The organism is Niallia yueguangensis (assembly GCF_052663115.1).
Genome location: NZ_JBQTCX010000004.1, coordinates 113,212 through 138,865, shown reverse-complemented (window position 1 = coordinate 138,865; position 25,654 = coordinate 113,212). Strand labels below are relative to the sequence as shown.

The following is a 25,654-nucleotide window of genomic DNA, read 5'->3' as shown; positions in this document are numbered from 1 at the left end:
TTTAGAGAAATCATGAACCTAGTTCAAGTTTAAAAATTGCTTTTCTTTTTATTTTTTGGAATTTCTCTATCTTTCTAGCTTCCTCCATCCATTTTTGCTCAAATTCAGAAAAAGCTGACTCCAATGTATTTAGATGAATAAGATGTTCTTCTACTTCCATTTTTTTCTTTTCCTGTATTTCCATTATCATAATGTCTAACTCTTCCAATTCATCATTCATCGTTTTAAGTATTTTTAAAAGCTCTTCTTTATTATATACTTCCTTCATTTCAATCCCCTCCCATCTTTGATACTAAATATGTTCGAGGTGATTCGGTTTGCACCTGCACCATTGACAAAACTAGAAGTGATTCGTCAAAGAAAGAACGGATTCCCCAAAACAATAGCGGAATTCGACACGAATAGCTTATATATTATTGAAACAATCTTGTTTCTAATGGAATATATACGACCATAATGATTACGACCATGTATGGGAAAAATAAACCAAACGTTCCTACTTATTTCCTTCACTCGAATGGTAAAATTTGAAAAAAATAAAAAAATGAAACATAAGTGCCCATAAATTCGTCGAATGATGTAAAGGACTCTTGAACTTTGACTCGCAATAAAATACAATGAACATTCTTTTTTTACGGTATAATAGTGACAAAAAGTTTCCGTTCTTGATATTTATTGGGGATTGCTTGGATCTTTTTGGCTAATTTTCGTTAGCTTTTGAACCAAAATAATGAAAAATACCTGCCATATAAGTCACTTTTTCTAAGAAGCTCTATATGATAATATTGTTTGTTGTTAGAAAACACTTATATTGTTTTGCTGGCAGCAAAAAGAGGTGATAAAATGAAACTTCATTACCCAAATGGGAAAAAATATACTCCCATTGCTGAACAAACGAAAAACACATCGAAAAAAAAACATAACTACGGTAATAGAGGGATGACATTAGAAGAGGACATTAATGTCACCAATCAATTTTATTTAGAAATTGGGAAAGCGGTCATTCATAAAAAACCAACTCCCGTTCAAATCGTTCAAGTGAATTATCCGAAAAGAAGTGCAGCAGTTATTAAAGAAGCCTATTTTAAACAAGCTTCAACTACTGATTATAATGGTGTCTACCGTGGAAAATATATTGATTTTGAAGCAAAGGAAACGAAATCCTCCACTTCATTCCCATTAAATAACTTTCACGATCACCAAATTAATCATATAATGTTAGTCGAAAAACAAATGGGTATTTGTTTTGTCCTTATTCGTTTTTCATCCACCGACGAAATCTTCTACCTAGAAGCAGAAAAACTGATAAAATTTTGGCATAGAATGAACCAAGGAGGAAGAAAATCGATAACAAAAGAAGAATTGGCAACACATGGTCATCCCATATCACTTGGTTTTCAGCCGAGAATTGACTATATTAAAGTAATAGATTATCTTTATCATTTCGATTGATACAGCTTTTGATTGTTTTGCATACTAGAAAGGTAGGAAAGAACATGGCAGAAAAATATGAAACAAGAGAGGAGCGCCGAAAAAGGCTCCAATCTGTAAAAAAGAAATCAACATCAAAAAAGAATAAAAACGGCAAACAAATTTTTAAAAAGATTTTTTTAACGTTAATAACAATAGGAATTATTGGGATGATTGGGGGAGCTATTACATTTGGCATCATGGTAAAAGGCGCTCCTAAACTGGATGAAGCGACTTTAAAGGACTCCATTTCCTCTACATTTTATGATTCAGAAGGAAAACCAATTGCGAAAGTTGGAGCTGTTAATCGAGATTATGTCGATTATAAAGATATACCTGATTTAGTCAAAAATGCTTTTATTGCAACAGAAGATTCCCGCTTTTTTAAACATCATGGCATTGATCCAATTCGATTAGGTGGTGCCGTTGTCGCTAATGTTAAAGAAGGATTTGGAGCGGAGGGAGCAAGTACGATTACACAGCAAGTGGTGAAAAACTTCTTCTTTAATCAGCCGCAAAAAACGCTGTCTCGTAAAGCACAAGAAGCGTGGCTTGCTATTCAGTTAGAAAGAAAGTATTCAAAAGAAGAAATTTTTGAAATGTATGTGAATAAAATTTTTATGTCTGAAAATGTCAGTGGTGTTAAAACGGCAGCTGATATATACTTCGGAAAATCACTTGATGAATTAACATTGCCGGAAGCAGCACTTCTTGCGGGAATGCCGCAGGCGCCAAATGCCTACAACCCATTTAATAATCCAGAGCGTGCCGAAAAACGACGCAATATCGTTCTGTCATTAATGCATCAGCACGGTTATATTTCAGAAGCAGAAATGAAAGAAGCACAAAAAGTACCTGTTACTAATACTCTTTTAACGAAAAAAGAAAGAAAAAGCACAGAACTTCCTTATGATTCTTTTATTAAAGAAGCTATTGCGGAAATAGAAAAAAAATATCCTGATATTAATGTTTATACAGATGGCTTATCTATTCAAACAACAATCAATACGAAAGCACAAAAATATGTAGATAAAATTATGTATGAAAACAAAATTGTTCCTTTTCCAGATGAAAAATTTCAAGCTGGAATTACATTATTAGACACAAAAACAGGAGCAATTTTAGCAATAGGAGGTGACCGTGATCCTAAAGTTAAATTTGGCTTTAACTATGCAACAGAACAAAAACGCCAGCCAGGATCCACGATTAAACCAATCCTTGATTACGGTCCTGCTATCGAATATTTAAAATGGGGAACATATCATACGTTAGAAGATAAACCAACAACCTATTCTAACGGCACCCCTATTAAAAACTGGAATGGAAAATACCTAGGTTCTATGACGATGCGCAGCGCGTTGGCACAATCAAGAAATATACCAGCCTTAGAGGCATTTAAAGAAGTTGGGAAGGATAAAGCAAAGGATTTCGCTGTAAATCTCGGCATTCCTTTAGATGATATTCAAGAAGCATACTCTATTGGTGGACTTAAAAATGGGGTCACCAGTAAAGAACTTGCGGGAGCATACAGTGCTTTCGGCAACGAAGGCGTTTATAATGAGCCGCATGCTGTTACTTCCTTTACGTTAAAAGACGGATCAAAAATAAACATGGAACCAGAATCAAAAGTGGTTATGCAAGATTACACCGCTTTTCTAATCACTGATATGTTAAAAGATGTCGTAAACTCTTCCTACGGTACTGGGACCTATGCAAATGTCCCTGGATTGCCGGTTGCCGGTAAAACAGGAACAACAAACTATACAGATAAAGAGCTGTCTGAGTATCAAATTCCAACAAGTACGGCAGTTCCAGACGCATGGTTTGCAGGATATACAACAAACTTTACGATGGCAGTGTGGACCGGATATGAAACACGTAAAAATTATATTGACCCAGGAATGGATCAAAAAGTAGCCCAACAGATCTTTAAAAATGTGATGCAATATATTTCAAAAGATGTGAAAACAGCTGATTTCACTAAACCAGCTAGTGTTGACACAGTTTATATTGAAAAAGGTACATTTCCTGCACAGCTTGCAGGATCCTATACTCCAAAAGATCAAATTCTTACAGAGTATGCGGTAAAAGGAAATATTCCGAGCCAAGTTTCCGAGAGATATAATAAACCTAGTGCACCAACAAATCTTTCTGCACAATATAATAAAGACAATGATGAAATAGAACTTTCTTGGAATTATGGTGACAAAAAAGACGCTAAATTTGCAGTCACTGTTAGTGTTAATGGAGGCGCTGAAGAACAATTAACCGAAACACAAGATACAAGTTTAAAAATTCCCAAACCGGCACCTGGCAGCAACTATACATTTACTGTTAAAGCAATTAAAAAGGATCAATCCAGTGATCCAGCTACAGCAAGTGTAGCCGTTCCTCAGCAAGAAATAGAGGAACAGCCCGTTGATGATGAAGACGAAATCGGAGATGACAATACGAATCCCGAAGATAATCAGCCGACTGATAATCAGGACCAAAACAACAATAATGGCAATAATCCTGATAACAATGGCAACGGAAATGGCGATGGAAACGGGAATGAAAATGGCAATGGAAACAACCCTGATAATAACAACAACAATGGGAATGGGAACAATAATCCTAATGGCAGCCCAGAAAATAACACCAATAGCCCTACAAATAATGAAAACAACAATGGAGATCAGTCAACACCTACTAATAATATTGATGGGAATACTGGAGGATAACACAAAAAAAGCTGACGTCAGTCGAAAGATTCGACTTTGCGTCAGCTTTTTCTTTTGATTTTTTTTATCGCAAATTGTTTTTCTAGTTCCATAAATAATGCTTCTAATTGCTTAAAAGAATGGTAGCCATTTAACCTTGATAGAATAAATGTAAGTCTTTCTCCTACATTAATCGGCTTTATGCTTATCTCTTGGCTTATTAAACCACTTTCAAACGATACAGGAAGCTCGTTTGTCCAATATAAACTTTGCAAAAAGTATCCTATACCTTGTATCATCTTTATACGAGTTTCTTGTTTATGTTCATTTTTGATACTTATGCCTATCTCTTCTTTCAGCGTTTGCCATTGTTTTATTGTTTCGGTAACACATAATTCTATATTTTGTTTTTCCCAGGGCTTAAATGTTTTTATTTGCTGAAAAAAAGCAGCTTCATGAATAAAGGGGACATTTAGTTGAAAAGTTTCTAATATAGAAATGTTATGAAGCAGATATTCCGTTGGTACATCAAGGTTATCGTAACGTAGAAACGAAGGCAATGTTAATGTAAATGCTTTTCCCATTACGTCACACCTATTTTTCTCATTCTTTTTTTCCCTTCTCTGCAAACAGTCAACAATGGACATTCTGTACATTGTGGATTTTGCGCTTTGCAATGATAACGACCAAAAAATATTAATCGATGATGGGTTACCGACCATTCTTCCATCGGAATTTTTTTCATTAATGTTTTTTCTACTTCTAAAACCGAGTCTTTCCAACGACAAAATCCTAATCGTTTGCTTACCCTTTCAACATGTGTATCCACTGCTATGGCAGGTATATGGAATGCGACAGAAACAACAACATTTGCCGTTTTTCTTCCCACACCTGGCAAGTTTATTAATTCATCTCTGTCTGATGGAATTTCTCCATTATATTTCTCTATTACCATTTGGCATAATTTTTGAATATTTTTTGCTTTATTCCTAAAAAGTCCAATTGATCTTATATCTTGCTGCAATTCTTCTAATGATACATTTAAATAGTCTTCCGGTTTTTTATATTTTTGAAATAAGTTTTTTGTCACCTTATTTACAAGTGCATCGGTACATTGTGCAGATAATGCAACCGCAATAACTAATTCAAATGGATTGGAATGAATCAACTCACAATGTGCATCGGGAAACATATCTCCCATTGTGTCTAAACATAATCTAATTTCAGCTTTTTTTAACATATTCCTCCACCATATCTTTTGCCCTATTTTTTCTAATGTCTGTTTTCGTATAGATTAGATTGTTGCTTTTAAACTCGCAGCCTGAATACACTTCGCTTTCCGTGGGCGAGCGTCGAGCCTCCTCGTCGCATACGCTCCTGTGGGGTCTCGTCTTTCTCGCATTCCCACAGGAGTCTACGTGTATTCAGCCTGCTGAGTACTTCTTTTCCCATTTTCATGTGAAAAACAACAAAATTTGAGAAAACAGCCTTTCTAATTTTTTTGTATTCTTCTAAATAGCCATTTAATTTTTTGCTCCTTTTTACAGTAAAGTAAGGATTTGCTAAATTCCATTGTTGATTTTCAAAAGGTCAGAGAATCCACTCCTTTTCCGCGGACATTCTTTCAAGCCTTCGCTCGTACCTCACTGTGGGTCTTGTCAACCCGTTTCTTATAAACAACATTATTGTTTAACAGAGCCTACAGCAAAGAAGAGAATCCTGTGGATCCTCAAAAAATTAAACTGTAAAATAGTTTGTTTAAGGCTCTAGCCAATTAAAAAATGGCACTGATTTACTTGTTGTTGGCTGTTCTTGTAATTTCATAGCACTTTGATTTTGTCTAAATTTTTTCCCGTAGCTTTTCGCTTGCTGTATTGTTTTTATCCCGTTTTTCTTCCATTCAAATAGAATACGGTCTATATAGCGAAAATTTAACTTTCCTGAAATGACAGCCTCTCTTAATGCTGCCTTGACGATAACAGGTTCGTGTTGATCATCATCCAGCCACATACTTAACGATTCAATTTCGAAAGGAGATAAAGGTCTTCCAAACTCATTTTCGAAACATGCGTATAAATCACTTTCTTCCTTTTTTGTATGCTGCGCATCTTCTTTTTTCGTTATCAGCAAGTATACATCAATGAGCTTATTCCATAATGGCTCCAATGAATATTGTTCATAGCGAATGCCCTTTTCATTGTTCCCATCTATAATTTCTAGAAAACCTCTTTTAATAAGCTGACTTAACATTTCATGACATTCCATTGCATCTATCGTCATAAAAGCAGCAAGTTCCATCGGAGTAGGAAAATTATTCCCTTTTTCAAAAAAGGAAAAAATTTGCAGCAATAACACTAATTCCTTTTCATTCAGTTTAAGTATTTTATAATGTGCTAAAAGTGTTGTCGGGATATTGATGCTTCCTTCTTGCAACCATTTTAGCATAATTGTTTTATTCATACAGACACCTCTAATACAGTATATCATGTCATCCAAATGCTTGTAATATGTAATAGTAAGCAATTGTTGGCATCACCAATCTCCATATTTGTCGATATTAATGAGTGGAACAAATAAGAAAAGCGCAAGCGCCTTGAACAGCTCTGAAAAAAAATGTTCCCATGACTCAAAAAGTGCTTTTTACTTTTAGAGGCATGGGGTTATTTTTCACAAGAGCTAGGCGCTGGAGCTAGACAGAAAATAAACAAGGAAGAATTAACTAATATTCCTTGTTTATTAGAGGAATATAAAGTAAATTCTTCCTTTTCACTTTTACCCTTTTATGGGTATAAACGATTTAGTAATCTTGGGAAAGGAATGGTTTCACGAACATGCTCTACTCCACTAATCCAAGCAACTGTTCTTTCTAAACCAAGTCCAAATCCAGAATGTGGTACAGAACCGTATTTTCTTAATTCCAAATACCACTTATACGTTTCTGAATCAAGCTGATGTTCTTCTAATCGCTTGTTTAACAAGTCCATGTCATGGATACGTTCTGATCCGCCAATAATTTCACCATATCCTTCTGGTGCAATCAAATCGGCGCATAAAACGACATCTCCGTTATTTGGATCCGGCTGCATATAAAATGGCTTTAATGTTGTCGGATAATGCGTAATAAAGACGGGTTTATCATAACTCTCGGCAATAGCAGTTTCATGCGGAGCTCCAAAATCATCTCCCCATTTGATATCATTAAAACCTTGCTGATGTAAAAACTCTAGAGCATCATCGTAACTGATTCGCGGAAATGGTGCTTGAATTTTTTCTAGCTTCGAAAGATCTCTGCCCAGCGCTTTTAATTCCAATGCACAATTTTTTAATACAGATTGCACGACGTAACTAACATATTGTTCTTGTACGACTAAATTATCTTCAAACTCACAAAAAGCCATTTCCGGTTCAATCATCCAAAACTCAATTAAATGACGGCGTGTTTTTGATTTTTCAGCACGGAAAGTTGGTCCAAAGGAAAACACTTTTCCAAGAGCCATTGCCGCTGCTTCCATATAAAGCTGGCCACTTTGTGAAAGATAAGCATCTTCATCAAAATATTTTGTGGCAAACAGCTCTGTTGTACCTTCCGGCGCACTTCCAGTCAAGATTGGCGGATCTACCTTTACAAACCCATTTTCATTAAAAAACTCATACGTTGTACGAATAATTTCATTTCTAATTTTCATCACTGCATGTTGACGTTTAGAACGAAGCCATAGATGACGATTATCCATTAAAAATTCTGTACCGTGTTCTTTTGGAGTAATTGGGTAATCAACTGCACTTTGGATTACTTCGACAGCTTTTACAAGCAGCTCGTAACCAAATGGAGAGCGTTCATCTTTCTGAACAACACCAGTAACATTAACAGAAGATTCCTGTGTGACTGTCTTTGCTGCTTGAAAAACTTCTTCTGCTACTTCACTTTTTACGACAACCCCTTGTACAAAACCTGTACCATCACGAAGCTGTAAAAAGGCAATTTTTCCACTTGAACGCTTATTTGCAATCCAAGCACCTATTTTTACTTCTTTATCTACATTTTTAGGTAATTCAGCAATAGTTGATTTAATCACAATATACTCCCCCATAACAATTATGTAAAAAGAAAAGCGGAAGCGACTTGTTTAGCCCCGAAGAAAAATGTTCTCATGACACAAAAAGTGTTTTTACTTTTTGGCTACCCTGAAAATAAGCTCGGTTAAAAGAGGTTTTCCGAAGCTTATCGCTCGCTTTCCGCGGGGCGAGCGCCGAGCCTCCTCGTCACTTTGCTCCTGCGGGGTGTCTCGCCTGTCTCGCTAATCCCGCAGGAGTCGAGCGAACGCTTCTCCAAACCAACATCATTCTTAGCTCTAACTCCTTCTATCCTCACGCTGAATGAACACTACTTATTTTCATCCCCCATGGTGCGAATTTTTATTAGCATGGGGGTCTCTGTCAAACTTGCCTGTTGATTGCAGCGAGAGGCGTTCGCTTTCCGCGGGCGGTCCGGGAGTTTCCTCGGCGCTGTGCGCCTGTGGGTTCTCCATCTGACCCGTTTTTCCCACAGGAGTCTCACACCTTCCACTCCTATCAACATTGTGCCAAAATCAACAATGAACTTTAACATAGCCTGCTTTTTAAAGGAAAATGGTTATTTTTCACAAGGAATTGTCTACCTTTTAATACTTTTCTATCATAATATTATACTCCTCTTATCAAGCACAATCAACAAAAGAGGGCATGCCAACAATGATAACTTTTGGCATACCCTCTAGATAAATGTTTTTCTGTAAGGCTCTGTTAAATTCCATTGTTGATTTTCAAATGGTCAGGGAATCCACTCCCTTCCTATAAACAACATTATCGTTTAACAGAGTCTTCTGTAAAAAACTATTGTTCGTTAAAAAAGCTTAATTTATTATTTCGCAATCTTTTTTTCAACAAACTGATGAATGCGATCTACTGCTTTTTCTAAATTTTCTAAAGAAGTAGCATATGATAAACGAAGATAGTCGTCTGTACCAAAACCGGATCCAGGAATTACCGCAACTAATGCTTCCTCTAATAATGCAGCAGCAAATTCATCGACATTTTTATAGCCAGTTAATTCAGCAGCTTTTTTTGCATTTGGAAATAAATAGAATGCACCTTTAGGCTTTAGGCAAGAGAACCCAGGAATTTCTGTCAATTTCTGATGGATAATATTCAGTCTGTGCTGAAATGCTTGATTCATTTCTGTTAACGCATCTTGTGACCCTCTGTATGCTTCTATTGCACCATATTGTGCTGTTGTTGTAGGGTTTGATGTACTATGGCTTGCTAAGTTTGTCATAGCAGTAATAATGTCTTTATTTCCTGCTGCGTACCCAATTCTCCAACCTGTCATGGAATGAGATTTCGAAACACCATTTATTATGATAGTAGCTTCTTTTAATTGCGGAGATAAAGTAGCGATTGAAACATGCTTAGCTTCCCCATATACAAGTTTTTCGTAAATTTCATCGGATATAATCAAAATATTATGCTCTAAACAAACTTCTCCAATTGCTTTTAGTTCCTCTTCTGTATAAATCATACCCGTTGGATTGCTTGGTGAGTTAATAATAACTGCTTTTGTTTTTGCTGTGATTGCTTGTCTTAATTGTTCTGGTGTAATTTTAAACTCATTTTCTTCTAATCCATCCACATAAACTGGAACGCCGTCTGCAAGCTTTACTTGTTCAGGGTAGCTAACCCAAAATGGCGTAGGAATGATTACTTCGTCTCCTTCATCTAACAACACTTGAAACAATGTGTATAATCCATGTTTTGCACCATTTGTAACAATGATTTGTGAAGCTTCATAATCTAATCCTTGATCTTTTTGAAATTTACGGACAATTTCTTCTTTTAATTCTGGTAAACCTGCAGCTGCAGTATATTTAGTTTGTCCTTCATTCATGCTATTAATAGCTGCATCAATAATATTTTGCGGTGTATTAAAGTCCGGCTCGCCCGCCCCTAAACCGATTACATCATAGCCTTCTGCTTTTAATGATTTTGCTTTTGCTGTGATTGCTAAAGTAGTAGATGGTGTTAATGCATTAACTCGTTGTGCCAATTGAATATTCATGTACTTTCTCCTCCAACCAAAACCTTTGAATTATATATTTTCAATATTTAAAAGTAATTCTTCACCTGTTTCAAAATCTAAATAATAATAATTTATTAAATTATTATCTGAATGAGTATTAATTTCCCAAGATGGAATGCCTCGTATCATGCTTAAGCGAACAGTGTTTATTTTCGCTGGTGATCTTTTCGCTAATAATTTATTAATCGCTTGTTTTTTAGTTATCCCATCTTTTTGTTTTCTAACAGTAATTGTATGGTTTTTTTCTTCAATCCAAACAATCATGTTTTCATTTTTGCTATTTTTTCCTTCTACAATATAATAAGTGTTTTTATCTGTTCCGTGAAACAGAGTAAAATTATCTACTGTATGTATATCTGCTTCCTTTTTGGCAATCGTTTCAGCCTCAGAGCTTGCCGCTTTTACTGGTTCCACAGCGTTTAAATAAATATTTATTACGAATCCAATTATAATAAAGGAAACAATAGCCAGTATCCAAATCCATTTTTTCATCTAATTCATCACTTCTTTTTATTCATTCTATTGTCATAGGCTGTTTCTCAAAATTTGTTGTTTTGCACATAAAAAATCGAAAAGAAGTACTCAGCAGGCTGAATTCACGTAGACTCCTGTGGGAATGCGAGAAAGACGAGGAGGCTCGACGCTCGCTAAACAGACGAAGTGTATTCAGCCTGCGAATTTAAAAGCAATAATCTATACGAAAACAGCCTAAAAAAATACGTTTGTATTTCAACATCCATATAAAGTTGTTTTATATGATTAATTTTATATTTTAACCCATTTCATGTAAATAAATTGTTTATACTCATCAGTTATTATAACAGCATACCTGAACAGAAAGGAACAATTTTAGGTTGAAATTAGGCAAAACGATTAAATTTTTTTATTCATTTCCTCATCTTGTTTTGTACAGCAGCTTTTCACGATAACCATTCTTTAATAATGCCAATCATTTCATTTAGCGGCATTGTTTTTACAGGGACTGCAGGAATGGATTGCAAAAACGTTTTTCCGTAAGAAGTAGTAATAATTCTCCTGTCAAAAACGACAATAAACCCTTTATCTTGTTCTGTACGAATTAAGCGGCCGAATCCTTGCTTAAATCGTAATACCGCTTCAGGCAAACTGTTTTCTAAAAATGGATTTCCAGCATTTTGCTTAATTTGTTCATTTTTTGCTTCCGTAAGCGGATCATCAGGTGATGAGAATGGCAAACGAACCATAATTAAGCATGTTAAATCCTCGCCTGGTATATCGATTCCTTCCCAAAAGCTGTTTGTTCCAAGCAAAATTGCTTTATCATACCGTTGAAAATTTCTCGTTAATCGCATTCTGCTTCCCGTTGTAATGCCCTGCGCTAAAATGGCGTAGTCTTCTAAACAACCACTTTCTTTCATTAAATCGTACGTTTTACGCAGCATGTCATTAGCTGTAAAAAGGATTAACATTCTTCCATTTGTCGCTTCCGCTATCCGGATGATATGTTCTGTAATAGATACAATATAATCTTCTAACGGCACCTTATTAATTTCCGGCACCCCTTCTGGTATGAACAATCTTACTTGCTTTTCATATGGAAAAGGGGAAGGAATTTGTTTCTCTACATAATGACTATTTGTTAATCCCAATGAATCAACATAATAATGAAAAGAGTTATTTACTGACATGGTCGCAGAAGTAAATATAATGCTGCTTTTTTGTGTGAAAAAATCTCTTTGCAACCTGCCTGCAACAGAATATGGCTGTGCATATAAAACAGCGTTATTTGGATACGTTTTTAAATCTGCTTCCAACCAGGAAATATTATCTTCTTCTCGTAAAAAAATGTTGCGAAGGGAGTTCATATAATCGTCCCATTCTTTTTGAATAGCTGTAATTCTTTCTACAAGCATTACTTGCTTGGATGATATTACTTCATTTAAACTTTTTAATTCATTTATTGTTTCTGTAACTGCAGCATGACAATCTTTAAAAAGAAATACTAATCTTTCTGCAACACTTCGTAAATGATTCCATTCTTTTGATCCATCGCTTTTTAAGCGAAAGCTAGTTTTTATGACAGCATGTTTCCGTCCATTTTTTTTCGCATATCGTAAAAGGGAACGAAAGAATTCTTCTAGCTCTGCTTGTAAATCATGAAACAGTTGATTATATTTACCCTTATTTTTTTTGTCCTCGGAAGCTATTAATAATTGCAGCTGATAGAAATATTGCTTTTGTTCTAATGTTCCAATTGCGTTTATACTTAATTTGGCTGCTACATATGGAAGCTGATATCCAAACTGCTTCGTTGCCGTTTTTTCAAAATGATGTCCTTCATCGATAATGGCATATTCATATGTAGGAAGCAACTTCTGTTCAGTAGTTAAATCTTTTAAAAGAAGCGCATGATTTGTAATAATTAACTGCGCTTTTTGTGCAGCATTTCTTGTTTTACGATAAAAATCTTTTGGAGCCCATGCTTTTGACATAGATAATGAGAAATTCCCATCATTTTTTATTTTATCCCAATAAATGACGCCGCCGCTTGAAAGATTTAATTCATCTTTATCGCCTGTTGATGTCTCTGTTAACCAGATAAGAATTTGCATTTTAGTCAAAATAATATCATAGTTATCATCTTGTTCACAAAGGGAAACTTCGAATTTATCCAGGCTAATATAATGGTTTCTTCCTTTTAATATCGTATAAGAAATAGAAAATGGTAATATATGTTTTAATAGCGGCAAGTCTTTTCGGATTATTTGCTCTTGTAATTGGGTCGTATACGTGCTAATAACGATTTGTTTCTGATTATTTACTGCGAAATAGGCCGAAGGAATTAAGTACGCTAATGATTTTCCAATCCCCGTCCCAGCTTCAATTAAACTATGTTGATTTTGTTCAAATGCTTGATAGATCGTTTCCATCATATTTATTTGCCCTTGTCTTTTCCGATAAAAAGGAAGCGCTATACTCATTGCTTCATCCATTTGTTCTGCTGCAAATGGGGCTGAATTATTTGAGTGATTATGTTGGACCTTTTCATTATGTTGGACTTTTAATGCTAATCCACGATAGATTTCTATATGTTCTGGTATGTATTCGACCTTTTTTTGTTTTTCATCTATAATCCCTTCCAACAATAAATCAGCATCACTTTTTAAGGAACCACTAAGCCTTTTTAACTGTTTAATCGTTTGCAAAGGCAAGCTTTTTATTTTTTTTAATAAAAGTAGAAGTAATTCTGCTGTTACGTAGGCATCGCTATCCGCCTGATGAGGTCTTGTATGATCAATTCCCTCTTGAACTGCCAAATCGGTTAATTTATAACTATCTGCAGTCGGAAATAAAATTCGAGCTAATTCTACTGTATCTAAAACCGGTCCATAAAACGGTTCATATCCTGCATATTGCAATTCTTCTGATAAAAAGGATAAATCAAACAAAACATTATGTGCTACAAAATAGGCGTCTTTTAGCAAAAGAGAAATTTTGTCCGCTACTTCTTTAAATAATGGTGCTGATTCGACCATTTTATCATTTATCCCTGTTAATTCTTCTATAAACGGCGAAATTGGTTGTAAAGGATTAATAAATGATGAAAATTCTTCCACAATTTCCCCATTTTCAACTACAACAGCAGCAAATTGAATCATTCTATCCCCTTTTTTTGGAGAATTGCCGTTTGTTTCTAAATCAATTACAACAAATTTATTCTCCATTACATCCACCTCTTACTTTCAGTCATTCAAAAGGTAACATAAAATCGAAAAAAGGAAAAGATATTACTTTTATTTGACCTGTTAAATTCGATTGTGATTTAGGCTGTTTTTGTATAGAATGTTGCTTTTAGAATCGCAGCCTGAATACACTTCGTCCGTATGAACATCATAAAAAGCTTACAATTAAATTCTTTTACATTACTTCTTATTACTCAAACTTCGCACCTTCAAATTCGTTTGCAAATCTTGATAGGACTTGGTTTAGAACAATAAAAAGGAAGGCTTGTTTTTTATTGTTGAGGTTGCTTTCCACTACGGGTTGCTTCGCTTTCCGCGGGGTGGGAGCTGAGCCTCCTCGGCTTTGCCTTGCGGGGTCTCAGCCTTCCCACATTTCCCGCAGGAGTCTTCGCACCCTCCGTTACAAGCAACTTGTTTTAAAATAAGTTCTTGTTTTCGAATTTCATAAGGTATTATTGCTAAACAATAGTAGCGTTGATTTTTTTCATGTTATTATTCAACGTTGTTCTACCAAAATGTGCCGCTTGAGTCTATTTCTATAAAGTGGGTGTTTTTACCAGTTCAACGACAGCAACTAATTAATAAAACGGCTTGATTGAAGTGGAAGGTGCGAGACTCCTGTGGGATTAGCGGGTTAGATGAGACCCCGCAGGCGCAAGCGCCGAGGAGGCTCATCGCACGCCCCACGGAAAGCGAGCATCCTGAAACGGAAAGCAAGCCCCTATTTGTAAGGAATAATATTTGCAAAAAAACACCCTAAAAGACTATTCAATCACTCTTTTCTAATTAGCTCTAAACCAAGTTATGACAATACATGAAGAGGAATTTATAACTGCGAAGTTTGAGTTATTATTCCATCTTTACAGCAAAAATATAAGAGGTCTGCCCTTAAAGAACAGACCTTGCTCACTTTATTGCTACCTGCTTTTTACATAATTGTTTTTTCAGGCTCTTGGTGCAACAATGTTTTTATTTTATTATGTTCATCCATAATCGCTACTTTTGGTTGATGATCGTGAACATCTTCATTTGCTACTAATGCATAAGAAATGATAATAACAATATCTCCTTCTTGAACTAGCCTTGCAGCAGCTCCATTTAAGCAGACTGTGCCGCTTCCACGTTCTCCCGGAATGATATATGTTTCTAATCTTGCCCCATTATTATTGTTGACAATTTGAACTTTTTCATTTGCTGCCATTCCAACCGCATCCAATATTGCTTCATCGATTGTAATACTGCCGACATAATTTAAATTAGCTTCTGTGACGGTTGCTCGATGAATTTTTCCGTTCATCATAGTTCGAAACATGTTTACACCTCTTCCCCTAATTAAGATCAAAAATTATATTATCAATTAATCTGGCAGATTTAAATTGTACAGCGATTGCTACAATGATCTTACCATCAAGCTGCTCTATTTTTTGCAAGTCAGGATAAGTTAATATTTCCAAATAATCAACAATACCGCTTGATTCTATTTCTACTTTGTTTTTTAAAGTATTGATAAGCTGTTCTATTTGATGATTTCCTTTTATTAACTCTTCTCTTGCAAGGGCAAGTGTTTGATATAAAATGCCTGCCTCTTTTCTTTCTGCTGGAGAGAGGCGAACATTTCTTGAACTTTTTGCTAAACCATCTTCTTCCCGAACTGTCTGCACTGCTACAAGTTCCGTCGGAAAATGAAAGTCTTTAATTAATCCATCTACTACTGCAACTTGCTGTGCATCTTTTTGTCCAAAATACACATGGTGCGGCTGAACTAAATGAAAAAGCTTCGTTAATACGGTTGCAACCCCATCAAAATGGCCAGGTCGCGTGCGGCCGCATAATACATCTGTTCTAGTTTGCACCTTTACCGTTACCGAAGGGGAGGAAGGATACATTTCTTCCACTGTTGGATAAAAGAGATAATCTACTTGTTCTTCGTACGCAACAAGTTTATCGTGCTCAAAATCCCTTGGATAAGAATCTAAATCTTCTGAAGGTCCAAATTGCAACGGATTAACAAATATACTTAATATCACAATATCATTATTTGCTCTTGCTTCCTTTAACAAAGCACGATGCCCTTCATGAAGATAACCCATTGTTGGTACAAAACCAATGACTAGCTGCTCTTTTTTAAGCGTTGTTGTTAATCTTTGCAGCTCCTCTGTTGTTGTTACTATTTTTGTTTTTGTTAATATATTCATTGTTTTCCCCCATAAAGACGACTCAGTTCTTCTGCTTTCATCGTAAAACTATGTTTCATTTCAGGAAAATCACTTGTTTTCACTTCATTAATATATTGTTTTAATGCTTTTTCTATCGGTTCATTTATATTAGCATACTGTTTTACAAATTTAGCCACTCGTTCAACCCCATACGTTACAAGATCATGATAAACAAGGACTTGGCCATCTGTATCAACACCTGCCCCAATTCCGATCGTTGGAATTTGCAGCTTATTGCTGATCTCTTTTGCAAGCTGCATCGGAACACATTCTAACACAACAGCAAATGCGCCTGCTTGTTCGCATTTTACTGAATTTTCTATTAAGGCACTTGCTTCTTGATGGTTTTTTCCTTGGACTTTGTATCCGCCTAATACGCCAACTGTTTGAGGAGTTAATCCTAAATGTGCCATCACAGGTATTCCTGCATTTGTTAACAGTTTTATTTTTTCAATCACATCATCGGCTCCTTCAAGTTTAACAGCATTTGCACCTGTCTCTTGAATAAGCTTCGTTGCATTTAATAAAGTGTCTCTTTCAGAAAGATGATAACTCATAAAAGGCATATCGATGACGATAAAAGTATTTTTCGCACCACGTTTTACCGCTTTGCCGTGATGGATCATATCGTTCATTGTTACAGGAATCGTCGAATCGTATCCAAGAACAACCATTCCTAATGAATCGCCAACTAAGATCATATCTGCCGCAGCATTTTCCACTTGTTTTGCAGAGGGATAATCATAGGCTGTTACCATACTAATTTTTTCTTTCTGTTGTTTCATTTTTAAAAAGTGTGTTGTTGATTTCATTATTTCCTCCTTTATTTGGAAGAGGGTAGTACAAAAACACAACAAAAGAGGCTCTCCCAACTAATTCGGCCTTATCCAATCAGCAAAAATACAACAATAACCAAACAACTATTGTTATTATTTTCCTAATATAGATATGGTCTTATGCTGTTGGGACAGCCTCATTACTTTGATTTTTTCGTTTCCTCCCTCTGTCCTTGTCCTTTTAGGATCTAGGCAGATATGAAAAGCGTAGGCACCTTGCTTAGTCGCGAAGAAAAATGTTCTCTTGGCTCAAAAAGTGTTTTTTACTTTTAGAGACAAGAGGTTACTTTCACAGGGGCTAGGCGCCGGAGCTAGACACTCATCTAAGTTAAGAAATTTTTATGATTTCTTATTAAAACTAAAAGGTGCAGTTCCTTTAAGATACTGCCCAACAAAAGCATTATAACAAAACTATACAATTCTTACTAGACTAAGATATCTGCGGAATAAATTTGATGAGTAACTCCATCTTCATCCTCTAGCAGCAATACTCCTTCATCTGTAATTCCTAGAGCAACTCCGTATAAATTTCCTGTAAGAGTTCTTGCCGTAACCTTTTTTCCGATACTAATGGCATAGCTCTCCCATAATATTTTAATTGGATAAAAGCCGTTCTCTAAATAGACAGTATACAGCTTTTCTAATTGCAAAAGGATAGCTTGAATAATATTGGCACGATTCCATTTTTCTCCTTTTTCAATCAAGAGAGACGTTGCAAGCGATTGAATTTCTTCTGGATAATCCTCAAGCTCCTGATTTACATTAATGCCAATCCCGACAATAACCGATTGGATACGATCACTGTCCGCTTGAATCTCCGTTAAAATGCCTGTTACTTTTTTGTTGTTTATTAATAGATCATTTGGCCATTTAATTTGTGCTTGCAAACCGGTTACTTCTTCGATTCCTTGTACAACTGCAACAGCTGTTAACAATGTTAATTGCGGTGCTTGTAGAATTGGAATATTCGGTCTTAATAATAAACTCATCCAAATCCCTTTATATTTCGGCGAATGCCAGTTCCGATTCAGTCTTCCTTTACCGCCAAGCTGTTCTTCTGCTACAACAAGTGTTCCTTCTTCTGCACCTTCTAATGCCAGCTTATGTGCAATTTTTTGAGTTGACTCCACTGTTTCCTCATAATAGATATTTCTGCCGAAATTTTTTGTTATTAAGCCAAATCGAATTTCATCTGGAATAATTTTTTCTGGAACATCAATTATTCGATAACCTTTTTTACGGACTGCTTCCAATGTAAAACCGTCTTTTCTAAGTTCCTCTATATGTTTCCATATTGCCGTTCGGGAGCATCCTAATACATTTGCAAGTTCTTGGCCGGAAATATATTGATTCGGCTTACTTGTAAAAGCTTCCAGCAATTGTTTTCTTAAATCTGATGACATGTTTGTAGCCACTCCTTTATTGCCTGCTTATCGTTTCGAACTTTTTGTTCGACGACTGCTTGTTCGACAACATTCAAAACTTCTCTTATCCAAGGTCCAGAAGGTTTATTGCTCCAAGCCATGATGTCTCCTCCACCAATAACAAGATCTGCTTTTTTCTTTATTGGCAGTTTTTCATATCTTGCTTTTATATGTTGTATATCTACATCTTTTTTTTGTTGCCAAAAAGCTTGAGAAACTTTTTCTGTACTGCAGGCAATACATAAAGTAGCTTCATATAAATCGATGTCTGTCCAGGAATTGTTTTGTTTTTTGTAAACAAAAAACATGATTTTTTGGATTTGTTTTATTTGTTTCACCGGCAGCTTCCAAGCGCGTAAAAACTGTTCTATCAGTTTATTATCTTTTATTTTCAAACATAATAAACATATAGCCCACATTTCATTTCCATTTAAGAAAGCAGTATGCATAGACGACCATTGTACTAATGCATCCTCTTTTCCTTTTAATTGTGGCAAGTACTCATAAATCTTTGTCTCAACGACATGTTTTAAAGCTTCTATTCTTGCAGGACCATTCAGCAATTTTTCAAATTCAGCCGTTATTCTTTCGACTGCAATTTCTCTCAACAACTGACGATTTTCTGTAATAGATTTTTTTGTATTATCTTCAATAGAAAAACCTAATGTACTAACAAAACGAATCGCCCGCATCATACGAAGAGCATCTTCCTGAAAACGTTCGTTTGGATTGCCGACTGTGACAATTTGTTTGTTTTGCAGGGCATCTTCCCCTTGAAAATAATCAATAATGCTGCCATTTTTGTCCATTGCCATGGCATTCATCGTAAAATCTCTCCGTTTTAAATCATCGCGTAAATTCCTAATAAAAAATACTTCAGAAGGTCGACGATGATTTACATATGTAGACTCTGTTCGAAACGTTGTAATTTCGTAAGAACGATGATGAAGCAACACCATTACCGTTCCGTGCTGAATGCCGATATCAATCGTACGGTCAAAAATGTTTTTTATTTCGTCTGGTGTGGCAGCGGTAGCAATATCAATATCGTTTATTTCTTTGCCTAACAAAAAATCCCGTACAGACCCTCCAACAAAATACGCCTCATACCCAGCTTGTTCGATTTCTCTTATGATCGGTAATGCTTCTTGGAATACGTTATTCATCATTAATCACCAGTTTTCATTAACGTCTCATATATTTGTTCATACTGGCTAACAATTAATCCTGCACGGAAATGGTCTTGTACTCGTTGAATGGAATGATAGGAAAACTGTTGATGCAGTTCCTTATTACTTAATAAGGCAGCTGCCTTTTCGCCAATTTCTTCAGCATTTCCTAATTCACAAATATAGCCAGTTTCACCGTCCACAATTACTTCCGGAATACCACCAATATTTGTTCCAATGCAAGGTACGCCACAAGCCATTGCTTCTAATGCTACTAAACCAAAACTTTCTTTTTCAGATAGCAACAGCATTAAATCACTAATTGAATACAACTCTTCTAAATTTTCTTGTTTTCCTAAAAATAATACTCGGTCTTTTATTTGCAATTCATCTACCAGCTTCGTTACATTTCTCATTTCAGGGCCGTCTCCTACAAGCAAAAGCTTGGACTGTACCTTTTCAGAAAGATGATAAAATGCTTTGACAACATCCGGTACTCGCTTTACACTGCGGAAATTGGATACATGAATAACAACTTTCTCTGCTGTCTGTATGCCATATTCGTTTCGCAAATGAGTCGATTCTACTTTTTGATATACTCGCTCATCAATAAAATTGTACAATACTTCAATTTGCTTATTAGGATGAATTACATCATATGTTTGTTGTCTTAATGATTCTGAAACTGCTGTCACCACATCTGATTTTTCAATACCGAAACGGATGCTATCTGTTAAAGATGGCTCATATCCTAATACAGTAATATCTGTGCCATGTAAAGTAGTGACAATTTTCACATCTCTTCCGCTCATCTGTTTTGCTAAAATTGCACATACAGCATGTGGAATTGCATAGTGCACATGCAGCAAATCTAATTTTTCCCTTTTTATCACTTCAGCCATCTTGCTGCTTAAGGCAATATCATATGGGGGATATTGAAAAACAGAATATTGACTAACCTCTACTTGATGGTAATAAATATTGTGATACATTTTTTTCAATCGAAAAGGAAGGCTGGATGAAATAAAATGAATTTCATGCCCTTTTTCCGCGAGCATTTTCCCTAATTCTGTTGCTACAACACCTGATCCTCCAACTGTCGGATAACATGTAATTCCTATTTTTAATTTCTTCATTCTTTTCCACCTAATAAATCATGATGCAATAATAGCGGCTTTTTCTTCATAAACCCTTCAGCAAAAGATACTCCTGCTTCTTGCCCAAAGAGTTTTTCCCGTGCTTGAATGTTTTCGATATAACCGTTAACAAGCGGTGTATCCACACTTTCTGTTGATTTAATAAATTGGCTCTTATAACAATTTAATGCATCGATTTTTTGATTCATATATTCACTTGTATCAATCACAAAATCCGGCTTATGAAAACCGTTGATCATATAATAATAGACATTCTGCACTCGATGTGCCAATCCGTTTTCTGTCTGAATATTTATTATTCCTGCCGAAAATACTGCTTCATCTACTAATTTCGCACAATTACCATGATCTGGATGACGATCGAATAAAAATGGAGCAAAAACGATTTTAGGCTTATATAGACGGATAATCTCTACTATTTTTTTGATTGAAGCTTCTTGTAAAAACAAGCCTCTATCTGGAAGATCGAGTGTGACTCTTTCCGTAATGCCGAGAACGTTCCCTGCTTCGAGCGCTTCTTTTTTCCGTATATCGATCGTCCCATTTGAAGACAGTTCACTTTTTGTTAAATCGCAAACAACAATTTTTTTGCCTGCTTTTGCGTATTTAGCAATTGTTGCCCCCATCCCTATTTCCACGTCATCGCTATGTGCGCCAAATGCTAATATATCAATAGTCTCCCATTTACTTTTCTTTAAATTTTGCTGTTTTTCCATGTACAACATTTCTCCATTCTATATCACCGTGCTCAAGTCCTCGGATTAATACTTCCCCTGTCCCCATATTGGTTGCAAGTGGAACTGAATATACATCACATAATCGTATTAATGCGGTAACATCCGGTTCATGAGGCTGAGCCGTTAATGGATCTCGAAAGAAAAAAACCATATCCATGTTATTATTGGCAATTTTCGCCCCTATTTCCTGATCGCCGCCAAGGGGGCCGGAATGAAAGCGATGTACTTCTAATCCAGTTGCTTCTTTTATTTTTAAACCAGTTGTTCCTGTTGCAAATAAAGAGTGTTTTGAGAAAATTGATTCATATGCAGTCACAAATCGGACCATGTCATCCTTTTTTTTGTCGTGAGCAATTAAAGCAATATTCATTTTTCACACCCCTATTCCATAATATTTTCAAGTCCGTAAACAAGCACATTTACTTTTAATACTTCTTCTACCGCCAATTTTACACCTGACATAAAGGAAGTGCGATTATAAGAGTCATGTCTTAGTGTTAATGATTCTCCATCTGCGCCAAACATAACTTGTTGATGGGCAATTAATCCAGGCAAGCGAACAGAGTGTATGCGCATTCCATCAAAATCTGCACCTCTTGCTCCAGGAATCGTTTCTTTTTCTTCTGGGTGCCCTTGTTTTTTCGTTTCCCTAACTTCCGCAATCAGTTCCGCTGTTTTCACAGCTGTACCAGATGGAGCGTCCAATTTTTGATCATGATGCAACTCGATAATTTCTGTATCTTGATAATATTTTGCAGCAAGCTTGGAAAACTTCATCATAAGAACTGCTCCTACTGCAAAATTAGGTGCGATAATGCAGCCGCGGTTCATTTCTTCGCATAAATTTTCTAATTCCTGCAAATTTTCTTTCGTAAAGCCAGTTGTGCCAACTACTGGGCGGACACCGTAGCTAAGAGCTGTTCTTGCATGATGCATGCCAAATTCCGGTGTGGTTAAATCAATCAACACATCTGGTTTTTCTGTTTGCAAACAAGTGTCAATATCGGTATAGATCGGCACGTCATAGGAAGCAAACCCATCTAATTCACTTAATTTTTTTCCCTCATATTTATGATCCAACACACCGACTAATTGAAAATGTTCAGTACGCCCTGTTAAATAAACTGCTTCCTTTCCCATTCTTCCTCGTGCTCCTGCAATGACAATTTTGACTTTTTCCAATGTAAACGCTCCTTTATGTATGTTCTATGTAATTATGTTGTTGTTTTAATAACTCATTACTGCTTTTCTATGTCCAGCTACAGCACCTAGCCTTTATGAAAAATAACCCTTTGCCATGAACATTTTTCTTCAAGGCTGAACTAGGCGCTTCCCCTTTCTTATTGCTCTTTTCTTGTCCAACGATTTTTGTCTCTTGTGTTAAATTTGTGCATGACTCTATCATGTGCTTCCTCTAAGTCTATATGTAAAGAATTAGCAAGGCAAATTAATACAAATAGCATATCTCCAAGTTCATCGTTGATTTCTTTTTCTTCTTCTGTTGTTTTCTTCGGCTTTTCCCCATAATGATGATTTATTTCACGTGCCAGTTCACCTAATTCCTCTGTTAACCGCGCTAGCATCGCAAGGGGGCTAAAGTATCCTTCTTTAAACTGTCCGATATATTCATCGACTTCTTTTTGTAATTCTTTTAATGTTTTCTCTTGCTTCACCCATTCCACCTCATACCGTAAAGTATTCAACACATCCATTTACATGTTAGCTAATCTAATAGGTTTTTACAAACATTTTAGCATTTCTTTTAAGAAAAGTGGAAGCGCCTTGTTCAGCCCCGAAGAAAAATGTTCTCATGACTCAAAAAGTGTTTTTTACTTTTAGAGGCATGAGGTTATCTTTCACAGGGGCTAGGCGCTGGAGCTAGACACCTGTCATACTTAAGAAAACTTTTCTTATCTTTAGAAAAAACCAAAAGGAACAAGAATGCACGACTTCTTGTCCTTTGTTTTTTCATATAGAGTTTGTTCAACAGTTCTTATTAATGATGTTGATGGATTTCTTTCACTCGATTATCTGTTGGCAATAACAACGTTAATAGACCGCATAGCGGTAATGCACTGCATAACAGCATGATGGTTTGCAAGTCATACTTATCTCCAATCACCCCTAAGATAACGGCTCCAAGTGCGCCCATGCCAAACGCTAATCCAACAATTAACCCAGAAACAAGGCCAATCATACCTGGTATTAGTTCCTGTGCATACACAACCGTAACACTAAAACTCGACTGAAGAATAAATCCAATTATCATTAATAAAGGACCAACTAAACTAAGCGGCATATGAGGCACTAATAACGTAAACGGTGCAGCTCCAAGCATGGAAAACAACAAAATTGTTCTTTTTCCATATCGATCCGCTAATGGTCCGCCAAAAAAAGTGCCAATTACTCCTGCTAACAAAAATAAAAAAACATAAATCTGCGCTGAACGAATTGATAGTTGAAATTTATCAATCAAATAAAAATGAAAAAAATTACTGATGCCTGCACCATACCAAGATCTAGCAAAAACTAAAAAAATTAATAAACTAATGGCGATCACAATTTCTTTATTGATATAAAGCGGCTTTTTTGCTTGGTGGTTTTTTTTAGGTGCGATTATTTTCAACTCGCCTTTATACCAGTTGGAAACGGAAAAAAGCACAACTATTCCAATGGCAGCTAGCAAAGTAAACCAGATAGTGCCAAACTGGCCAGTATAAGTAAAGATAAATGCTGTAAATAACGGCGCCATAGATTGGCCTGCATTGCCGCCAACTTGATAAATGGATTGGGCAAGCCCCCTTTTTGCTCCCGCAGCCATATAGGCGACACGTGATCCTTCTGGATGAAAAATAGCAGAACCGAAGCCAATAAATAGTACAGATAAAAGCACAAAATAAAAATTAGTAGAAATTGCCAGTCCAAACATGCCTAATAAACTAAAAATCATAGCAACTGGCAATAAATAAGGAGCCGGGCGTTTATCTGCCAATACACCAAAAAATGGCTGCATAATAGACGATGTAATATTAAGAGTGAACGCAATCCATCCTACTTGTGTATAGTTAAGGTTCATCGACTTTTCAATAATTGGAAATAATGCAGGTACGACCGACTGCATACAATCATTCATAAAATGTCCTAAACTTATCGCAAATAATATATTATAAACCGTTATTTGCTGTTGCTTTTGTAATACTTCTGCTGTTTGCAACATACCCCTTCTTTCTTTTTGCAAAAATAGATAATAAATCAAATTACAAATGTTATTATACATCGGAAAAGAAGGAAAAAATAGGTATGGTAAAGATTTTATAAAAATCATTTTCTACAGCAAAAAAGGTACGCTGTTATTTGTAACAGCGCACCTTTTCTATAATTAACATCTATCCATTTTTTTCTATAAAAATTAATCTTGTCTTTGCATTCCTGTATAAATTAGAATCAAACGAATTAATTCTAATACAGCAACAGCAGCTGCTGCCACATACGTTAATGCAGCTGCATTTAATACTTTTTTTGTTTCTCTTTCTTCGTTATTGCGGATAATTCCTAATGAAACTACTTGATCCATCGCACGGTTGGATGCATTAAATTCCACTGGCAAGGTAATAAACTGGAACAACACAGCTGCAGCCATAAATACAATTCCTAACAGAACAAAATTGGATAACCCTGCAAACATTCCAATTAAAATAAGAATCCATGAAAAGTTGCTACCGATATTCGCAACTGGAACTAATGCATGACGGAAGCGCAAAAAAGAATAATTCTGCTGATCCTGAATGGCATGTCCTACTTCGTGTGCAGCAATCGCAGCTGCTGCAACAGAATGTCCATGAAAATTATTGGTCGAAAGACGAACCACTTTTGTTCTTGGATCATAATGATCAGATAATACGCCTCTTGTTTCTTCTACTGTTACATCATATAATCCATTAGCATCTAAAATTTTTCTTGCAACTTCTCTTCCTGTCATATACGAAGAAGAAGCTACTTTTGAATATTTTTTATAAGCACGTTTAACTCTAAGATTGGCGAAGAGAGGAACTAAAAGGATGATAATAAAATACACTAAAAACATACATTTCCCCCTATTTCATGAT

Annotated in this window: 22 protein-coding genes; 2 read left to right on the top strand and 20 right to left on the bottom strand. The window is 35.8% G+C overall.

The window, feature by feature from the left end; all coding sequences use genetic code 11:
• Positions 1-10: 10 nt before the first annotated feature.
• Complete coding sequence (locus ACTYA4_RS05505; protein WP_443479934.1) at positions 11-268, bottom strand: hypothetical protein; 258 nt, start codon at positions 266-268, stop codon at positions 11-13.
• Between the two features lie 575 nt (positions 269-843).
• Here ACTYA4_RS05505 and recU point away from each other — a divergent pair.
• Together recU and ACTYA4_RS05495 are read left to right on the top strand one after the other, a co-directional pair.
• Positions 844-1,452, top strand: a complete 609-nt coding sequence (gene recU / locus ACTYA4_RS05500; protein ID WP_443479935.1) for a Holliday junction resolvase RecU — start codon at positions 844-846, stop codon at positions 1,450-1,452.
• Between the two features lie 44 nt (positions 1,453-1,496).
• A complete protein-coding gene (locus ACTYA4_RS05495; RefSeq protein WP_443479936.1) occupies positions 1,497-4,193 on the top strand; it encodes a PBP1A family penicillin-binding protein in 2,697 nt (898 codons plus the stop codon).
• A gap of 41 nt (positions 4,194-4,234) precedes the next feature.
• Here ACTYA4_RS05495 and ACTYA4_RS05490 read toward each other — a convergent pair whose 3' ends face one another.
• The 19 genes from ACTYA4_RS05490 to ACTYA4_RS05400 all read right to left on the bottom strand — a co-directional run bounded on the left by ACTYA4_RS05490 (position 4,235) and on the right by ACTYA4_RS05400 (position 25,632).
• Entirely contained in the window at positions 4,235-4,756 is a 522-nt protein-coding gene (locus ACTYA4_RS05490; RefSeq protein ID WP_443479937.1) for a YpoC family protein, read from the bottom strand.
• A complete protein-coding gene (nth, locus tag ACTYA4_RS05485) occupies positions 4,756-5,412 on the bottom strand; it encodes an endonuclease III (RefSeq protein ID WP_443479938.1) in 657 nt (218 codons plus the stop codon). Before nth ends, ACTYA4_RS05490 begins: the two co-directional genes overlap by 1 nt.
• Positions 5,413-5,930: 518 nt before the next feature.
• Positions 5,931-6,632 (bottom strand): DnaD domain-containing protein, encoded by a 702-nt coding sequence (locus tag ACTYA4_RS05480; protein ID WP_443479939.1) that lies wholly within the window; start codon positions 6,630-6,632, stop codon positions 5,931-5,933.
• Positions 6,633-6,952: 320 nt separating this feature from the next.
• Entirely contained in the window at positions 6,953-8,263 is a 1,311-nt protein-coding gene (asnS, locus tag ACTYA4_RS05475) for an asparagine--tRNA ligase (protein ID WP_445505575.1), read from the bottom strand.
• Positions 8,264-9,072: 809 nt separating this feature from the next.
• Positions 9,073-10,260, bottom strand: a complete 1,188-nt coding sequence (locus ACTYA4_RS05470) for a pyridoxal phosphate-dependent aminotransferase (protein WP_443480165.1) — start codon at positions 10,258-10,260, stop codon at positions 9,073-9,075.
• Between the two features lie 36 nt (positions 10,261-10,296).
• The gene (locus ACTYA4_RS05465; protein ID WP_443479941.1) at positions 10,297-10,779 is read right to left on the bottom strand and encodes a cell wall elongation regulator TseB-like domain-containing protein; all 483 of its coding nucleotides are present in this window, start codon (positions 10,777-10,779) and stop codon (positions 10,297-10,299) included.
• A gap of 428 nt (positions 10,780-11,207) precedes the next feature.
• The gene (dinG, locus tag ACTYA4_RS05460; RefSeq protein WP_443479942.1) at positions 11,208-13,991 is read right to left on the bottom strand and encodes an ATP-dependent DNA helicase DinG, 3'-5' exoribonuclease type; all 2,784 of its coding nucleotides are present in this window, start codon (positions 13,989-13,991) and stop codon (positions 11,208-11,210) included.
• 946 nt (positions 13,992-14,937) lie between these two features.
• Positions 14,938-15,321 carry an aspartate 1-decarboxylase gene (gene panD, locus ACTYA4_RS05455; protein WP_443479943.1) on the bottom strand — a complete coding sequence of 128 codons (384 nt, stop codon included), beginning with the start codon at positions 15,319-15,321 and terminating at the stop codon, positions 14,938-14,940.
• A 16-nt stretch (positions 15,322-15,337) separates the two neighbouring features.
• On the bottom strand, positions 15,338-16,204 hold the full coding sequence (panC, locus tag ACTYA4_RS05450; protein ID WP_443479944.1) for a pantoate--beta-alanine ligase: 867 nt from the start codon (positions 16,202-16,204) through the stop codon (positions 15,338-15,340).
• On the bottom strand, positions 16,201-17,037 hold the full coding sequence (panB, locus tag ACTYA4_RS05445) for a 3-methyl-2-oxobutanoate hydroxymethyltransferase (RefSeq protein ID WP_443479945.1): 837 nt from the start codon (positions 17,035-17,037) through the stop codon (positions 16,201-16,203). The genes panC and panB overlap by 4 nt, the downstream gene beginning before the upstream one ends.
• Positions 17,038-17,486: 449 nt before the next feature.
• Complete coding sequence (locus tag ACTYA4_RS05440; protein ID WP_443479946.1) at positions 17,487-18,464, bottom strand: biotin--[acetyl-CoA-carboxylase] ligase; 978 nt, start codon at positions 18,462-18,464, stop codon at positions 17,487-17,489.
• On the bottom strand, positions 18,449-19,651 hold the full coding sequence (locus ACTYA4_RS05435) for a CCA tRNA nucleotidyltransferase (RefSeq protein WP_443479947.1): 1,203 nt from the start codon (positions 19,649-19,651) through the stop codon (positions 18,449-18,451). Before ACTYA4_RS05435 ends, ACTYA4_RS05440 begins: the two co-directional genes overlap by 16 nt.
• A gap of 2 nt (positions 19,652-19,653) precedes the next feature.
• The gene (gene bshA, locus ACTYA4_RS05430; protein WP_443479948.1) at positions 19,654-20,790 is read right to left on the bottom strand and encodes an N-acetyl-alpha-D-glucosaminyl L-malate synthase BshA; all 1,137 of its coding nucleotides are present in this window, start codon (positions 20,788-20,790) and stop codon (positions 19,654-19,656) included.
• On the bottom strand, positions 20,787-21,527 hold the full coding sequence (gene bshB1 / locus ACTYA4_RS05425) for a bacillithiol biosynthesis deacetylase BshB1 (RefSeq protein ID WP_443479949.1): 741 nt from the start codon (positions 21,525-21,527) through the stop codon (positions 20,787-20,789). Before bshB1 ends, bshA begins: the two co-directional genes overlap by 4 nt.
• The gene (gene mgsA, locus ACTYA4_RS05420) at positions 21,496-21,918 is read right to left on the bottom strand and encodes a methylglyoxal synthase (RefSeq protein WP_443479950.1); all 423 of its coding nucleotides are present in this window, start codon (positions 21,916-21,918) and stop codon (positions 21,496-21,498) included. Before mgsA ends, bshB1 begins: the two co-directional genes overlap by 32 nt.
• A gap of 11 nt (positions 21,919-21,929) precedes the next feature.
• Entirely contained in the window at positions 21,930-22,730 is an 801-nt protein-coding gene (dapB, locus tag ACTYA4_RS05415; protein ID WP_443479951.1) for a 4-hydroxy-tetrahydrodipicolinate reductase, read from the bottom strand.
• A 158-nt stretch (positions 22,731-22,888) separates the two neighbouring features.
• On the bottom strand, positions 22,889-23,221 hold the full coding sequence (locus ACTYA4_RS05410; protein ID WP_443479952.1) for a nucleotide pyrophosphohydrolase: 333 nt from the start codon (positions 23,219-23,221) through the stop codon (positions 22,889-22,891).
• Positions 23,222-23,544: 323 nt separating this feature from the next.
• Entirely contained in the window at positions 23,545-24,765 is a 1,221-nt protein-coding gene (locus ACTYA4_RS05405) for an MFS transporter (RefSeq protein WP_443479953.1), read from the bottom strand.
• A 192-nt stretch (positions 24,766-24,957) separates the two neighbouring features.
• Positions 24,958-25,632, bottom strand: coding sequence for a zinc metallopeptidase (locus ACTYA4_RS05400; RefSeq protein WP_443479954.1), 675 nt, complete (start codon positions 25,630-25,632; stop codon positions 24,958-24,960).
• Positions 25,633-25,654: the final 22 nt, after the last annotated feature.

Coding starts and splice junctions, on each gene's coding strand:
- dinG (WP_443479942.1), bottom strand. CDS start 13,991: ATGGAGAATAAATTTGTTGTAATTGATTTAGAAACAAACGGCAATTCT.
- bshB1 (WP_443479949.1), bottom strand. CDS start 21,527: ATGGAAAAACAGCAAAATTTAAAGAAAAGTAAATGGGAGACTATTGAT.
- recU (WP_443479935.1), top strand. CDS start 844: ATGAAACTTCATTACCCAAATGGGAAAAAATATACTCCCATTGCTGAA.
- asnS (WP_445505575.1), bottom strand. CDS start 8,263: ATGGGGGAGTATATTGTGATTAAATCAACTATTGCTGAATTACCTAAA.
- ACTYA4_RS05465 (WP_443479941.1), bottom strand. CDS start 10,779: ATGAAAAAATGGATTTGGATACTGGCTATTGTTTCCTTTATTATAATT.
- ACTYA4_RS05495 (WP_443479936.1), top strand. CDS start 1,497: ATGGCAGAAAAATATGAAACAAGAGAGGAGCGCCGAAAAAGGCTCCAA.
- ACTYA4_RS05400 (WP_443479954.1), bottom strand. CDS start 25,632: ATGTTTTTAGTGTATTTTATTATCATCCTTTTAGTTCCTCTCTTCGCC.
- panC (WP_443479944.1), bottom strand. CDS start 16,204: ATGAATATATTAACAAAAACAAAAATAGTAACAACAACAGAGGAGCTG.
- ACTYA4_RS05480 (WP_443479939.1), bottom strand. CDS start 6,632: ATGAATAAAACAATTATGCTAAAATGGTTGCAAGAAGGAAGCATCAAT.
- bshA (WP_443479948.1), bottom strand. CDS start 20,790: ATGAAGAAATTAAAAATAGGAATTACATGTTATCCGACAGTTGGAGGA.
- ACTYA4_RS05435 (WP_443479947.1), bottom strand. CDS start 19,651: ATGAATAACGTATTCCAAGAAGCATTACCGATCATAAGAGAAATCGAA.
- panD (WP_443479943.1), bottom strand. CDS start 15,321: ATGTTTCGAACTATGATGAACGGAAAAATTCATCGAGCAACCGTCACA.
- ACTYA4_RS05490 (WP_443479937.1), bottom strand. CDS start 4,756: ATGGGAAAAGCATTTACATTAACATTGCCTTCGTTTCTACGTTACGAT.
- panB (WP_443479945.1), bottom strand. CDS start 17,037: ATGAAATCAACAACACACTTTTTAAAAATGAAACAACAGAAAGAAAAA.
- nth (WP_443479938.1), bottom strand. CDS start 5,412: ATGTTAAAAAAAGCTGAAATTAGATTATGTTTAGACACAATGGGAGAT.
- ACTYA4_RS05405 (WP_443479953.1), bottom strand. CDS start 24,765: ATGTTGCAAACAGCAGAAGTATTACAAAAGCAACAGCAAATAACGGTT.
- ACTYA4_RS05440 (WP_443479946.1), bottom strand. CDS start 18,464: ATGTCATCAGATTTAAGAAAACAATTGCTGGAAGCTTTTACAAGTAAG.
- mgsA (WP_443479950.1), bottom strand. CDS start 21,918: ATGAATATTGCTTTAATTGCTCACGACAAAAAAAAGGATGACATGGTC.
- ACTYA4_RS05505 (WP_443479934.1), bottom strand. CDS start 268: ATGAAGGAAGTATATAATAAAGAAGAGCTTTTAAAAATACTTAAAACG.